The organism is Paenibacillus sp. FSL M7-1414, from assembly GCF_038003195.1.
GTDB lineage: Bacteria > Bacillota > Bacilli > Paenibacillales > Paenibacillaceae > Paenibacillus > Paenibacillus amylolyticus.
Genome location: NZ_JBBOOS010000001.1, coordinates 3042376 through 3058066 on the forward strand (window position 1 = coordinate 3042376; position 15691 = coordinate 3058066).

The 15691-nt window shown below is 46.3% G+C and carries 5 protein-coding genes; all 5 read left to right on the forward strand.

Annotated elements, in window-relative coordinates; all coding sequences use genetic code 11:
* Window positions 1–63 precede the first annotated feature (63 nt).
* The 5 genes from MHH92_RS13365 (at window position 64) to MHH92_RS13385 (ending at window position 15651) form a co-directional block, all read left to right on the forward strand.
* A complete protein-coding gene (locus MHH92_RS13365; protein ID WP_340904180.1) occupies window positions 64–7566 on the forward strand; it encodes a fibronectin type III domain-containing protein in 7503 nt (2500 codons plus the stop codon).
* Between the two features lie 127 nt (window positions 7567–7693).
* A complete protein-coding gene (gene treR, locus MHH92_RS13370) occupies window positions 7694–8404 on the forward strand; it encodes a trehalose operon repressor (RefSeq protein ID WP_340904181.1) in 711 nt (236 codons plus the stop codon).
* A gap of 173 nt (window positions 8405–8577) precedes the next feature.
* Window positions 8578–11916 carry a DUF5107 domain-containing protein gene (locus MHH92_RS13375; RefSeq protein ID WP_340904183.1) on the forward strand — a complete coding sequence of 1113 codons (3339 nt, stop codon included), beginning with the start codon at window positions 8578–8580 and terminating at the stop codon, window positions 11914–11916.
* A 51-nt stretch (window positions 11917–11967) separates the two neighbouring features.
* A complete protein-coding gene (locus MHH92_RS13380) occupies window positions 11968–14307 on the forward strand; it encodes a beta-galactosidase (protein WP_340904185.1) in 2340 nt (779 codons plus the stop codon).
* A 411-nt stretch (window positions 14308–14718) separates the two neighbouring features.
* Window positions 14719–15651 (forward strand): glycoside hydrolase family 5 protein, encoded by a 933-nt coding sequence (locus MHH92_RS13385; protein ID WP_370739085.1) that lies wholly within the window; start codon window positions 14719–14721, stop codon window positions 15649–15651.
* Window positions 15652–15691: the final 40 nt, after the last annotated feature.

A 15691-nucleotide genomic window follows, 5' to 3' on the forward strand; every position in this document is an offset into this window, starting at 1 on the left:
TAGGACATCGTTCCTTTGTTGGGGTGCCTCCTTTTTTTTGTGTGCCAAAAAGGAGAGTAGACGTTGAAGAAATCAGGAAAACGTGTGAAGAAACAAGCGGAACAGTTAACCAAAGTGGTATTGGCATTTGCGTTATTATCACCTCAAGCCCTTTTGCTTGAATGGGGCGCAACGACGGTAATGGCTGAAACGGTTGAAACAATCGGGATTGTATCCGATACGTCCACCATGAAGGCTGTACAGTCATCCAAGGTGAAAGTAGAGATGAACAGTGATGGCAAATACAGAATTGTATTACTACCAAACACAAATGTATTTTACGGTGGTGATACAGGGAATGTATCTACGATTATCGACCATAATGGATCACCCGTGAACTTCAAAACATTGCCGCTTAATTATTACCGAATTAACAATAATGTGATTGAAATGTCCCGGCAAAAGGACAATGTCGAATATATTTTGCGTGTATCTATCGTTAATGCTACCTCACAAGGTGGGTACATGAAGGTTGAACTGGAAGCTATCAACCGTAGTGGAACGGCACTGAATTTGGGTGGAACATTTTATTGGGATACGATGGTGAATGGCAATGATGCATCTCCGTTTGAAGTCATCGAGAATGGATGGCGCAATTACAGCGGCGGCGTTCAGGTCACGGCTTTTTATGCGAATACGTACAATGTTGTGAATGCAGATCGCATATACATGGGACAGTACAGCGGTCCGGACAATGCGCAGCTAACAGGGGGTTCTTCACCTTCGTCATTCACTCCAGGCCAGACCGTTACGGCGAGTGATACAGCTGCGCAATTCTGGTGGAATGCCAAAGCAACAGCGAATCAGGCTTCACGCAAATTTTCAACGATCGTGGGAATCGGCCCTCAGAACGTTCCGCCTTCATTTACACTAACGGCTCCTTCTTCGGGGCAAACGTATTACAAAGGCGAGCAACTTCAGATCTCTGGTACAACGCGAGATACGGATGTAGGCGACCTATTGACCGTGAAATGGTCCATTGATGGTGGGTCTGAGAACATTTTGACCCAGATGACCGCGACGGGTTCAAATCAGTCTTTCAACACCAATTACACATTGCCTGACACCCTGCCAGATGGTACACACACATTGCAAGTATGGGTCATGGATGACAAAGGTGGGGTGTCCTCAGCAGGAACCGTTAACTTTACGGTAAGGAGTTTTGTTGTGCCTGGAACGCCGACATACACATTGGTTAATTCTAATAACTTGACGGTCAACTGGGATAAGAAGGCTAATGATGCATCCGTAACGTATGAACTGAAAAATATGACGACGAATCAGATCGTGGATACAGGTACATCAAACAGTCGGCAGGTGACTGGACTGACTCCGAATACCAGTTATTCTTTTGCTGTACGTGCCAAAAATTCAAGTGGTTCCTATACGGGTTACTCCAGTCCATCCACAAAATACACATTGGCCAATCCACCCGCTGCTGCGGCTGTGACACAATCAGGCAACTCTGTTACAGCGAGCTGGAATAATAATGCAAATCCTGCGGGCACCCATTATAAAACGGAAATACGCAGTCCAGGTGGGCAAGTCCTCGCAACGGGAACAACAACTTCCACACGTACAGCGTTTGCCCTTACCGGACTCGCGGACGGAAAATATGAAGTATTTGTGGCGGCACTGAATGGTGAAGGGATACAGACTCCGTTTATATCCGCTGGAGAGATGATTAAAGATACGACGGGTCCAACTGCTCCTTCCGTTACAGTGACTCCATCCACATGGACCAAGGAAGATGTTCTGGTCACGGTTGAAGAAGGAAAGGATGCCTTGAGCGGAACTCAGAAGACTGAAGTAAAAGTTGGTCCGGCAGGAGAATGGCGTGAATACAGCGCTCCGTTTACCGTAAGCAGCGAAGGAAACACAACTGTTATGGCACGCAGTATTGATGCGTTTGGTAATACAGGACAGGAAACGGCTGTGACAGCCAGAGTAGATCGGACGGCACCAACGCCACCTGTCATCTCGCTGAATCCGCCCGATTGGACAAAAGCGGCGGTAATCGTGACATTAACGGAGGGTACGGACGAAGCAAGTGGCATTGGTCTGACACAATATAAGCTGGGAAGTGAGGGAGAATGGATCGACTATAAGGCTCCTCTTACACTAAGTGAAGAAGGGATAACTGAGATTTACGCACGAAGTGTTGATCGGGCCGCCAATGTCAGTGCGTCCACTTCGGCAACAGCCAGAATCGACAAGACTGGGCCTGAGCAACCAACGATTACGTTAAATGAAGAGAATTGGACGAATCAGGATGTAACTCTTGCAATAAACAGTGGTGATGATGCGGGCAGTGGGCTTGCCAAGAGCCAATATCGACTTAACAAAGAAGGTCCCTGGATCGATTATACGGGTGAAGTGACGGTTACCGATGAGGGAGAAACGATCGTATATGCACGCTCACTTGACCGTGTAGGCAATATAAGCACGTCCGCTCAGGCTACGGTTCGAATCGACACGACAGCTCCAACCGAGCCGGTGATTAGTATAAGTCATTCTGGATGGAGTAAAGAACATGTGCAATTCACGATCGCTGGAAGTATGGATGAACAAGCGATATCCTATGAATACAGCATGAATGATGCCCCGTATATGACAGGAAATAGCGGTACAGTTAGTACAAACGGCGCTACCACTATTCGGGCCCGAGCAAGGGATACTGTTGGCAATGTAAGCAAGGAAGTGAGTCGAATCGCCTATGTGGATCAGATGGCTCCAACGATTACATTTGCACCGAACGGACATGGCTGGACGGACATGGATATATCCACTACCATTCAGTATGCCGATGCCCACTCAGGCATTCAGGAACTGGAACGATTCTATCAAGTTACGAACAGTGCAGAATCACCGGAGCATTGGCTTGAAGCTCGCTCTGACCAGCATAAAATATCCATCGAATCGGAAGGTATATGGTACATCCATGCGAAAACCATGGACAGAGCAGGGAATACATATGAGACAACATCATCACCTTACCATATTCAACGTAAGCCCCAGCAACCGAATCATGTGAGAATGACACAGATCGCTGAGACATCAGCTGAACTTACAGTGGATTTGCCAACTGGGGAAAGGTATACCGATGGATATCAGTATGAGATAACGAATAAAACGACAGGACAGTCATGGACACTGGATTATCCTAACCACAGTATAATCGATAACTCCCTAAGCGGTGGTCAGGTCTATGAATATGAAGTTAGAGTGAGAAACCATACCGGAGTAAGTGATGAAGTAAGCGTTCAAGTATTAACTACTCCGGCAGCTCCCGGAACGTTGCACGTTCGAAAAGTAGATTCACAGCCCAATTTGGCCGAAATTCATTTTGATTCAGTACGAGGAGCAGATGCTTACCGCATCATCGCGACTACTTCGGACGGTGCCACCGTATTTGATCAGACGGTATCTGATCCTGGCAGGCTTCCCTATGTTAGCAACCTCGTTCCAGGTACTATTCATAACATTTCGGTAACGGCAATGAATGAAAGTGGAGCAGGTGGTAGCAGTAGAACCGGATTCCTCACACTGCCGGCAATGCCCGGAGAATTTATGGCCGTTCAAATTCAGGAGCATGATATTTCATTAGAATGGCAGACAGTGACTTCTGCAACGTATTATGGTCTTTCACGTGATGGAGCAGCCATATATGAAGGAGAGCAGACGGAGTATCTGGACTCGGGTCTGGATAGCGGAACGGAGTACAGCTATACGTTAATTGCCGGAAATGAGACAGGAACAGGACCGTTGGCAGGGTTACCTTTGCTCAAGACTTTACCTGGGCAAGTGTCCGGCTTACAGGTATCCGATGCTTCCACAGCGAGCCTTCGTCTGAATTGGGAAGCAGTACGAGGAGCCGATCGTTATGAGTTATGGTTGAATGGAGAGATGTCGGGAACGGTTCCTGCTGGAACCCAAGAATGGAGCTTTGCAGGACTGAGTTCAGGAACATCTTATCAACTGGATGTACAAGCAGTGAACGGAAGTGGACAGGGGATGCGCAGTTCGGTATCAGGAACAACGTTACCAGAAAGCCCTTCGGGACTTCACGTTGTTCAAGTAACTGAACAGGGAGCAATCTTGAGCTGGGAACCTGTAGCTGGGGCAACGAAATATCGGGTGGTCCTCGATGGACATAGCCATGAGATATCAGATACACAACTCGCAGTTCACCACCTGTCAAGCAGTCGTGAGTATACCTATGAAGTACAGGCGGGCAATGCTGCTGGGTACGGTGCATCCACCAGTAGTACAATTCTTACGCTACCTAGTAGGCCGGAAGGACTAAATGTCACATCGACTGGTGAGACAAGTATGGGACTTGCATGGCAAGCTGTAGATACGGCGAATCTCTATATTGTGAAAATCAATGGAACAGAAGTGGGCAGAACATCAGAACTGGCCTACACGGTTGAGGAATTGTTGCCAGGTACAGAGTACGCTTTGGAAGTTCAGGCTGTGAATGCTTCTGGATCAGGTGAAACAGCTCAGCTCATCCGATTGTCCAAACCTGTGTCGCCTGCCGAAGTACTTGTTGATTCAGGAGTACATCATGCAAAAGTTTCCTGGTCTGTCGTGGAAGGTGCCGCTGAATACGTGATTGAGCAGAATGGCAAGGAGATCTATAGAGGAATGGAGAATGGAGCGACGATTACAGGTCTCCAGGGTGGAACGTGGCATCGTTATCAACTATGGGCAGTCAACAGACAGGGAACTCGTTCTGAAGCGACGGATGTATCTCTGCTGACTTTGCCTGAGAAACCCGTTAAGGTTGCAGTATATGATGTGGCAAAAAACAGCCTGGGTCTGGATTTCAGTAACACAGGTGTCCAAGGGGCAGATCATTATGTCATTGAACGGGATGGAAGAGAGATCGCTCAGATGGATTCAAGTGAGACCCAATTTGTAGACAAGGATCTGTCGCCAGGAACGAAATACACTTATGTGATTCGGGCAGTCAATACGAGTGGAACGAGTGGGCCGCTTAATTTCAGTGTAATGACTCAAACGTTGCCATTGGTTGCAGAAAGTATAACAGTGAAAGCCGGAACACATGTGGTGGATCTGGCTTGGGATGTTGTTCAGGGAGCAGTAGCATATGAGATTCGTAATCGGGTAACGGGAGATGTGCAGAGCGTGTCTGAACCGTCTGTACATCTCAATAGTATCCTGGATGGCACGGCGTATGAATTCGAACTTGTTGCGATTAATGAAGATGGGCATCGGTCAGAGTCTATTCAGATTCAGGTTTTAACGAAACCCATATCACCTCAGACGGCAGGCATAACACACATCACAGATAAGACTGCGGTATTGGACCTGACTGGAAGCTCAACACGGGGAGCAGAGCAATTCATCATTATGCGGGATGGTGTTGAAGTCGCTAAGGTTCCAGCGGATCAAGCTTCATTTGAAGATCTTGGACTGACACCAGGAGAGCATTACACGTATACCATCAAAACATCCAATGCAACGGGAGAGAGTGATTCCGGTTTCGAAGTTCACTTGCGAACGTTGCCTGCGATCATTCATGAACCTTTACATGCAAGCAAGATTGGGGAAAAAGAGGGATTGATCTCTTGGCCAAAGGTACAAGGTGCGGAGGGATATATCATACGTATCGGAGATCAGATGTTCACCACGATTGAAGAAGGGGATATCACAGAGGTGAGATTAACTCATCTGGAGAGTGCAACCCGATATGATCAGGTACAGATTATTCCTTATAATACGGCTGGTTCAGGAAGCCCAATGACCGTGATTCCTTTTTACACCTTACCTCATGTGGATTCACTGGAAATGAAGATATATCCGGAGACAGATCACGCCAAACTGGAATGGGACTTCCCTTATGGGAACGAAACTTTCGTTATATTACTGGATGGTACAGAAGTATACCGAGGCAAAACAAAAGAGTTTATTGTTGATCAACTGGATGCAGGCAAACAGTACTCGATTGAAATCTACACAGAGAATGATCAGGGAGATGCATCGGAGAAGCTGGCGTATTCTGTCCTGACCAAGCCAGCAGCTCCGGTCAAAGTGGAGTTTAATTCAGCGAAGGATCACATTCGTCTTCTATTGGAACAGAGCCGGGTCGAAGGTGCCGAGTTGTTTATCATTGAGCGTGATGGTGTGGAGGTTGCTCGTGTTCCTGCAGACGAACTGTTCTATGACGACAAGGAACTCGAACCGGGCGTGAACTATATCTATATAGTGAAGACCATGAATGCCTCGGGCAGTAGTGATGGTGGTTATTACCTTCATGCCATGACTTTGCCCGGTAGTGCTGCTTCACTTCCTGTAGTAGAGGGGCGTTCCATGTATGGTGCAGACATCGTATGGGAACTGATTCCTGGTGCTGCGGGTTATCGAATCTATCGAAATGAAGAGCTTGTGGGAACAACAACGGAGACATCAATACATGTGTCTGAATTAATCAGTGCAGAGCGTTATACTGACTTTGCAATTGTTCCATTTAATGAGGCAGGGGAGGGTGAGGCGCTCCTGGTTCCGGAATTCGAGACGTTGCCTTCCGAGGATCTGACAGTTGCAGCCGTAGCGCAAGGCACAAGTACGATTAAGCTAACTTGGGAACTGGATTCAATGAATGAGGTGATTGTGATCACCCATAAAGATCGTGAGATCTATCGTGGCACGCAGCGCAGTCATGTATGGACAGGACTGAATGCCGAGCAGCATTATGAGGTGGAAGTATGGACGGAGAATTCAGCAGGTGAAAAAAGTGAAAGAAAACGGGCAGCAGCCATGACTTTTCCGTATCCACCATCCGCCTGGAGCGGTGGCGGTGCAACCCCGAGTCCAAACGGTACATCGGAACAAGCCGATGAGGTGAGTTCACAACCAGAACCGTCTGAGCAGCCTGATGTACCTGTGAAAAAAATTATCAAATTTATTGATATCAGCCAAACATTCAATAAAGATCAGATCACCTGGCTGGCGGAACAAAATATCATTCAAGGTGTAAGTGAAACTCGCTTCGAGCCACGCCGTCCGATCACGCGTGCAGAATTTACCGCATTAATCGTGCGTCTGATGGGTGTGGACACAACGGTTAATGAACAGCATGGATTTCAGGATGTGAACGATGAGGATTGGTTTGCTCCTGAGATTAAGGCAGCCGTTCACCATGAGATGGTTCAAGGCATGGGGAATAGGAAATTCGCTCCACATGCGCTGGTGACACGGGAACAGGCATCCAAGATTATAGCTAATGTTGTCCGTAAAATCAGACCGGAACCGCTGACTTCCCCAAAAGCGTTTACCGACCAGACTGATGTATCTAATTGGGCCAAAGAAGAAGTGCAGGAACTTGCAGGTTTGTACATGATTACAGGATATGAAGACGGCAGCTTCCGTCCCATGCAGCACTTAAGTAGATCCGAAGCTGCAGCGCTGATCTTCCGTTTAAATAAGCTAATTCAAGTCATGGATGAGAAGCGTACAGATCAAGTGGAGAAAGCGTCAGCGTTCGTTCGTCATATCTAGATTGAATTGATTCTTATATGTGTTACTGCAATCATCGGCAGTAACGACATTACCGCTTGATTGGTTTTTAATGTTATAATAGTTGCCAATATGATAAAAAAAGGGTAATGAACAATGGTGATGAATAATGAATAATAAATTTATCCGGATATATGAAGATATTGCAGATCGTATTCGGACCGGAGAGATTGAGGCAGGGACATTACTTCAATCGGAACTGGATCTATCGGAAAGTTATCAAACGTCTCGAGAGACTATTCGCAAAGCATTGAAAATGTTGTACGAAGAAGGTTACATTCAGAAGATTCAAGGCAAGGGCTCGATTGTACTGGACATACGCAAGATCGATTTTCCCATCTCAGGTCTGGTTAGTTTCAAGGAATTAGCCAAAAAAATGGGACATCGTGCTCAAACGTATGTGAAGGTTTTTGAGGAGCAACAGGTCGATCAGGCGTTGCACAAGAAGATTAACTTTGGTCTGAATGAACAGGTCTGGGAGATCAGACGTGTGCGCAAAGTGGATGGAGAGCAGGTCATACTGGACAAAGATTACATTAGCCAGCGGCTTGTTCCTGGGCTCAGCAAAGAGATCTGTAATGATTCCATCTATCAGTACATTGAGCAAGAGCTCGGGCTTTCCATTTCGTTTGCCAAAAAAGAGATTTTGGTGGAAGAACCCACCGCCGAGGACAGGGAACTGCTTGACCTTAGAGGTTTCCACAATGTGGTTGTGGTGAGGAGCCAGGTGTACCTGGAGGATGCCAGTCAATTTCAGTATACGGAGTCAAGGCACAGACCGGACAAGTTCAGATTTGTGGATTTTGCACGTCGCAGATAAGTTAATCAAGAACGATCAGAGAGTACCTTTCACTGCATTATTCAGTGGATCGGTACTCTCTTTGGTTATGGGGGAATCCGAAGATCGTCCATCAAGAACCGCTTAATGTCAATGTTCTTCCTGCATGTCGGAGCGTATGATCACAATATATACGAGGCCGAGGAGTGAGCGAATTGAATCACGTGACAGCGAAATCAAATGTTCGCATATGGGAAGAAACCAGACATATTCCAACCTATGGTACAGGTAAACCGGACAAAAATCCGATGTTTCTTGAAAAGAGAATCTACCAGGGGAGTTCGGGTAAGGTGTACCCGCATCCCGTGATCGACAGCATTGAAGATGAGGCCAAAATGAAGTCGTATCGATTAGTTATTCTCGAAAATGAATATGTACGTATCGAGATGATGCCCGAACTGGGTGGACGGATCTATCGTGCGCTGGATCGGACCAACAACTACGATTTTGTATATTATAACCGGGTGATTAAACCTGCGCTCGTGGGTCTGGCAGGGCCATGGCTTTCCGGAGGAATTGAATTCAACTGGCCACAGCATCATCGGCCCAACACGTTTGGTCCAGTCGATTATACATTTGGCAGTAATCAAGATGGAAGCGCTACCGTGTGGGTGGGTGAGATTGACCGCATGTATGGTACCAAAATGACCGCTGGCTTCACATTACATCCCGGCAAAGCCTATCTTGAAATCCATGCTGAGGTATACAATCGTACCAGCGCACCTCAAACTTTTCTATGGTGGGCCAACCCGGCTGTAGCTGTCAACGATCATACGCAATCCGTGTTTCCACCTGATGTAACGGCTGTGCTGGACCATGGAAAACGGGACGTATCCCGCTTTCCCATCGCAACCGGCACCTATTACAAGATGGACTATTCCGAAGGTGTGGATATCTCGCGATACAAAAACATACCGGTTCCAACATCCTATATGGCGTATAAGTCGGATTATAATTTTGTAGGGGGTTATGACCATGGGATTCAGGCAGGTTTGTTGCATGTAGCCAATCATCATATTTCTCCGGGCAAGAAGCAATGGACCTGGGGGAACGGGGAATTCGGGCAAGCCTGGGATCGTCAGTTAACGGACGAGGATGGACCTTATATTGAATTAATGACCGGGATCTATACCGATAATCAGCCTGATTTTACGTGGTTACAGCCCTATGAAGCGAAATCATTCTCGCAGTATTTTATGCCGTATAAAGGAATTGGTATGGTCAAAAATGCAACGATTGATGCAGCGGTTAATCTGGAAATGGACGAAACGACCGGAATGGTAACCGTGATGGTATATGCGACGTCGGTTTTTGAACAAGTGACCGTTGAAGTGATAGGATCAACCACGGTATATCTCCATGAGAGATGTAATATCTCACCTACGGAACTATATAAATCTTCATTCCCGTGGAGCGGACAAGATGAATGGCATCAGGTGAAGTTAAGTGTTCGAACTGCGGAAGGAAAAGTACTTGTAGCCTATCAACCTGAACCTTCTGAGATTCAGGAAGTCCCAGACCCGGCCACACCACTCCCGCTACCATCCGAGATTCGTACGAATGAACAACTATATCTGGCGGGCCTTCATTTGGAACAATATCGGCATGCCACGTATGAACCGGAACCTTATTATCTGGAAGGTTTGAAGCGTGATGCAACGGATATTCGTCTAAACATAGCGTATGGCACATTGCTGCTGCGTAGAGGGTTGTTTCAAGATGCAGAGAAGCATTTCAGACAGGCCGTTCAATCGCTGACATGGAAAAATACGAATCCGTATGATAGTGAAGCATCTTACCAACTCGGTCTGAGTTTGAAATTACAGGGGAAACAGGGAGAAGCCTACGCAGCACTGTATAAAGCCGTATGGTCTGCACAGTATCAGGATACGGGTTATTACATGCTTGCTCAGATCGATACGGCGTTACATCGGGACATCGAAGCGTTGGCTCACATCGAACGTTCGCTGATTCGTAATACCAGAAATTATAAGGCTCGCCATCTGAAGGTGGCTCTGTTACGTAGATTGGATCAAAATAAACAGGCCATTCAATATGCGCGTGAAACATTGGCACTGGACCCGGTTGAATTTGGAGCTGCACATGAATTAGTCCTGATCTACAGCGGAGCAACTGCACCTTCAGAGAGAGAACAAGCGGGGCAAACACGTGAGCATTTCCATCGTCTGATGCGAGGAGACGTTTATAATTATCTGAATCTAGCCGCAGACTACGCGGATTGTGGATTGTTGGAAGAAGCACTGACGGTACTCTCTTATGTTGAATCCGAAATTGCACAGCCGTATCCTATGGTTGGTTATGCTCAGGCTTACTTGTATCGTCAGCTGGGGGATGTGGAGCAGGCCCGGGAATGTCAAAAGCAGGGGAAAGCTGCTCCAACGGATTACTGTTTTCCTAATACGTTATTTGAATTCATGGTGCTTCAGGATGCAATGGCAGTGGATTCGAATGATGCGCGTGCTCAATATTACCTGGGAAATTGGTTATATGATCATAAACGCTACGAGGAAGCAATCACCCATTGGGAAACTTCACGCGAGGTGGATGCTGAATATTCGACTGTACATCGGAATCTGGGACTGGCTTATTATAACAAGCTGAATCGCCCCGATCTTGCACTGGAATCATTAGAGGAAGCTTTCCGGTTGGATTCACAGGATGCCCGAATCTTCTACGAGTTGGATCAATTGCACAAGAAGATAGGGTATTCCTGCGAGCATCGAATCAAATTGCTGGAACAACATATGGAGTTGGTTCACCACCGTGATGATCTGTATATCGAGTGGGTGACTTTACTGAATATGCAAGGTAGTCATCAAGAAGCATGGAATGCCCTTCAGACCCGGCGGTTTCATCCATGGGAGGGTGGAGAAGGCAAGGTAACAGGACAATATGTTACGGCACTGACGGAACTGGCAAAGCGAAATCTGGAGAAACAACAACCTGAACTAGCAATGGAATTGTTGAAGAAGGCTTTGGTTTACCCGGAGAACTTAGGTGAAGGTAAATTGGAGGGAGCCGGAGACAACCCAGTTTACTTTTATCTTGGCTGTGCCTACCAGCAACTGAAGAGTAATCAGGCGGCAGAGGAAAGTTTCCACAAAGCATCCATCGGTTTGAATGAACCGGCAAGCGCGATGTTTTATAATGATCAACCGCCGGAATCCATCTATTATCAGGGTCTGGCCTGGCAGAAACTTGGTAATGTGAAGGAAGCAAACCGACGCTTTAACAAACTCATTGACTATGCGGAAAGACATATGCATGATCATATCCGAATGGATTATTTTGCGGTATCTCTGCCCGATTTTCTGGTATTCGACGACGATCTAGATCAGCGAAATGAAGAACATTGCCGGTATATGCGGGCATTGGGTCTTCTGGGGCTGGGGCGGACAAGTGAAGCCAAACTTGAGTTGGAGCGGGTATTGGAGAAAAACCCGAATCATCAAGGGGCAATCATCCATCGATAATTGATAATCGTTTCAACACATCCCATTTATATCGAAGGAGTTATATAATCCATGAATGATACTATAGCAGGTAGCCAGATTCGTTTCCTATTGGATGCGGAAGATAAAGAGATTCGTGCGGGTCGCATGACTGGCAGTGGCGGCAAAAGCCCTCGAGGGGAATCGTATGATTTTACCAACTATTATATGACTCGTAATGCTAAACCCCATATTCCCGTGGTAGGTGAGTTTCATTTCTCCAGATTCGCTTACTTGCAGTGGGAAGAAGAATTACTGAAGATGAAGGCAGGCGGGGTGAGCATTGTCGCTTCCTATGTTTTCTGGAATTTTCACGAGGAGCAGGAAGGCGAATTTAATTGGTCAGGAAATCTGAATTTGCGGCACTTTGTGGATCTGTGTGGCAAACATGAGCTGCCTCTGATCGTACGAATTGGTCCATTCTGTCATGGGGAAGTGCGTAATGGTGGAATGCCGGATTGGTTATTCAGTTATCCATTCGAAGTCAGGTCGAACGATGAAGGATATCTGTATTACGCTAAGCGATTATATCGGGAGATTGCCCGTCAGCTCAACGGCTGCTTTTATCAGGAGGGTGGCCCTGTTATCGGGGTACAGTTGGAAAATGAGTATATGCACGCTGGCGCACCCATGGATGCCTGGGGATATACCCGCGAAAAATACATTACCTCCGGCCGGGACGGGCGAGAACATCTGAAGATGCTTCGCCATATTGCCGAAGAAGTCGGTATGAAGCCGATGTTCTATACTGCCACGGCCTGGGGTAATGCTGCGGTGCCTGAAGAAGGAACATTACCGATGCTAGCGGGGTATGCGTACACACCATGGATTCCCAATCAGCCTCCAAGCCGGGAGTATTTATTCCGGGATCTGCATATGAATCCTGTGGAAGAAGTGGATTATGACAGTCTGGAGTACCCTGCTGCGTATTGCGAGCTTGCTGGAGGCATGCAGGTCAGTTATCACGCTCGTCCGGTTGTTGATGCGGACAGTGTCGAGGCGATGACCATTGTGAAACTTGCGAACGGCAGCAATCTGGTTGGGTATTATATGTATCACGGAGGGACCAATCCGATAGGCAAAAATTCATATATGAACGAGCAGGCATTGCCGAAAATGACGTATGATTACCAATCGCCACTCGGAGAATTTGGGCGTGTTGGTGAATCGTATGACCGCATTCGAAGCTTGTCCATGTTCCTGGAAGCATACGGTGAGTTGCTTGCACCAATGGGCTGTGTTATACCGGATGGTCAACAATCTATAACCCCGGAGAACACGTTGGATCTGCGTTGGTCTGTTCGGCAACAAGATGGTTCTGGATTTCTGTTCATGAATAATTATCAGGATCATGTTGCGATGCCTGATCGTGATATCCAATTGGAGCTGCATACCAGCAAAGGGACTGCTTCTTATCCCAGAGAAGGAACGATGCGGCTGAAATCCGGCATGGCGGCCATTCTGCCTTTCCATATGAATCTGAATGGAATGAAGATCATTAGTGCTACCGTTCAGCCACTGACCCGATTCATGGTAAATCAGGAGCTTACGGCTGTCTTTTATGCCCATGAAGGTATGGCGCCTGAGTATGTTGTTGATGCAACATCTGTTACAAATGTGGATATGCCCGAAGGTACAGTATCAGAGCAGGGGAATGAAGTTGTGATACATCCGATTGTTGGCAAGGACCATCATCTGCGAATCACAACATCGGACGGTATAATCATACGAATCATTACATTGACCCGTGAAGAGGCATTACATGCCTACCGTTTCCGTGTGGGCGGAGAAGAAAGGCTTGTAATTAGCAGCAGTCATCTGTATGTACAGAATGAGATGCTCCTATGTACATCTGTGGAGCAACCAGAGATGGAGGTATCCTTTTATCCGGCTCCAGAGCATGTTTCAGCTTCGAAATATGCTGTGTCATCCCAGTCGAAGCCGGGAATATTCGGTACGTATACATTCCAAGTTTCGCCTTACGAGCCTGCTGTAGAGGTTGATTATCCGAAAGAGTATGCAGCAACACTGAGATTGGACACAGCGTGGCCGGAACAAGTAGATGACGTGTGGATTGAGATTGATTATGAAGGAGACGTTGCAACTGCACATATTCATCATCAGATGTTAACGGATCATATTCACTATGGACGCAGCTGGATGCTTGGTTTGAAGCAATCCCGTCATTTGTTGGCTGATCAGACGCTTCGTCTGTCTATAACCCCAATTCGAAAAGGGACGACTGAGAGTTATGTGAATCAGGCTTATGTGGAGCGGTTTGAGGGCGTGGAGATTGGAAAGTTTAATGAGATTCGTGTGAGACCACAGTATCGGGTTGGGTTGGTACTGACGGGTGTTAGGGAAGATGCTTAGTCAAATCAGGAGTTAAACAACAGATAAACAAGACTTAAACCAGAGTTAACTTTCGTTAATAATACAGAGGGTTCTTTCTCCGAACGATTGTGAGGGGAGAGAGCCTTTTTTGCTGTGTTATGTAAAAACAAATGATTCCTAATCATGGTAAAAAGATCTTGACTGGTAAGCGTTTTCAATTTATTATAACTTCATAACCTTAACGATAAAGTTTATTTAAACTAATTAACGTAAATTAGATAAAGTTAATTGTTATTTATTTAATAACAAAAAAACTTCTATTACCAACGATTTTAGTTAACTTCTTGCCTAGAGCAGGGTTAATTGAAATAAAAAAAAACAAATACAGGAGGTTCCAAACGAATGGTTAATCTGAAAAAGTGTACAATCTTTACGGTTATTGCTGCTCTCATGTTCATGGTATTAGGGAGTGCAGCACCCAAAGCATCTGCTGCTACAGGTTTTTATGTAAGCGGTAACAAGTTGTATGATTCCACAGGCAAGGCTTTTGTCATGAGAGGTGTTAATCACGGACATTCCTGGTTCAAAAATGATTTGAATACCGCTATCCCTGCAATCGCCAAAACAGGTGCCAATACGGTACGCATAGTTCTTTCGAATGGTAGCCTGTACACCAAAGATGATCTGAACGCTGTTAAAAATATTATTAATGTGGTTAACCAAAATAAAATGATAGCTGTACTCGAGGTCCATGACGCCACAGGGAAAGATGATTATAATTCGTTGGATGCGGCGGTGAACTATTGGATTAGTATTAAGGAAGCTTTGATTGGCAAAGAAGATCGGGTCATCGTCAACATCGCCAATGAATGGTATGGAACGTGGAATGGAAGTGCGTGGGCTGATGGTTACAAAAAAGCCATACCGAAACTCCGAAATGCGGGAATTAAAAATACGCTAATTGTAGATGCAGCCGGATGGGGACAGTTCCCTCAATCCATCGTGGATTATGGACAAAGTGTATTTGCAGCCGATTCTCAGAAAAATACCGTCTTCTCCATTCATATGTATGAGTATGCTGGCAAAGATGCTGCAACGGTCAAAGCCAATATGGAGAATGTGCTGAACAAAGGATTGGCTCTGATCATTGGTGAATTCGGGGGATATCACACAAACGGTGATGTGGACGAGTATGCTATTATGAGATATGGTCAGGAAAAAGGGGTAGGCTGGCTTGCCTGGTCTTGGTACGGAAACAGCTCCGGTCTGAACTATCTGGACATGGCCACAGGTCCGAACGGAAGCTTAACGAGTTTTGGCAACACCGTAGTTAATGATACCTATGGTATTAAAAACACTTCTCAAAAAGCGGGGATTTTCTAATCCGCCGTTGAAACAGGAACACTCTGACGGTTACGTCAGG

What these genes read in the sequence shown, in the direction of transcription:
- treR (WP_340904181.1), top strand. Translation starts at nt 7,694, where the DNA reads ATGAATAATAAATTTATCCGGATATATGAAGATATTGCAGATCGTATT.
- MHH92_RS13380 (WP_340904185.1), top strand. Translation starts at nt 11,968, where the DNA reads ATGAATGATACTATAGCAGGTAGCCAGATTCGTTTCCTATTGGATGCG.
- MHH92_RS13385 (WP_370739085.1), top strand. Translation starts at nt 14,719, where the DNA reads ATGTTCATGGTATTAGGGAGTGCAGCACCCAAAGCATCTGCTGCTACA.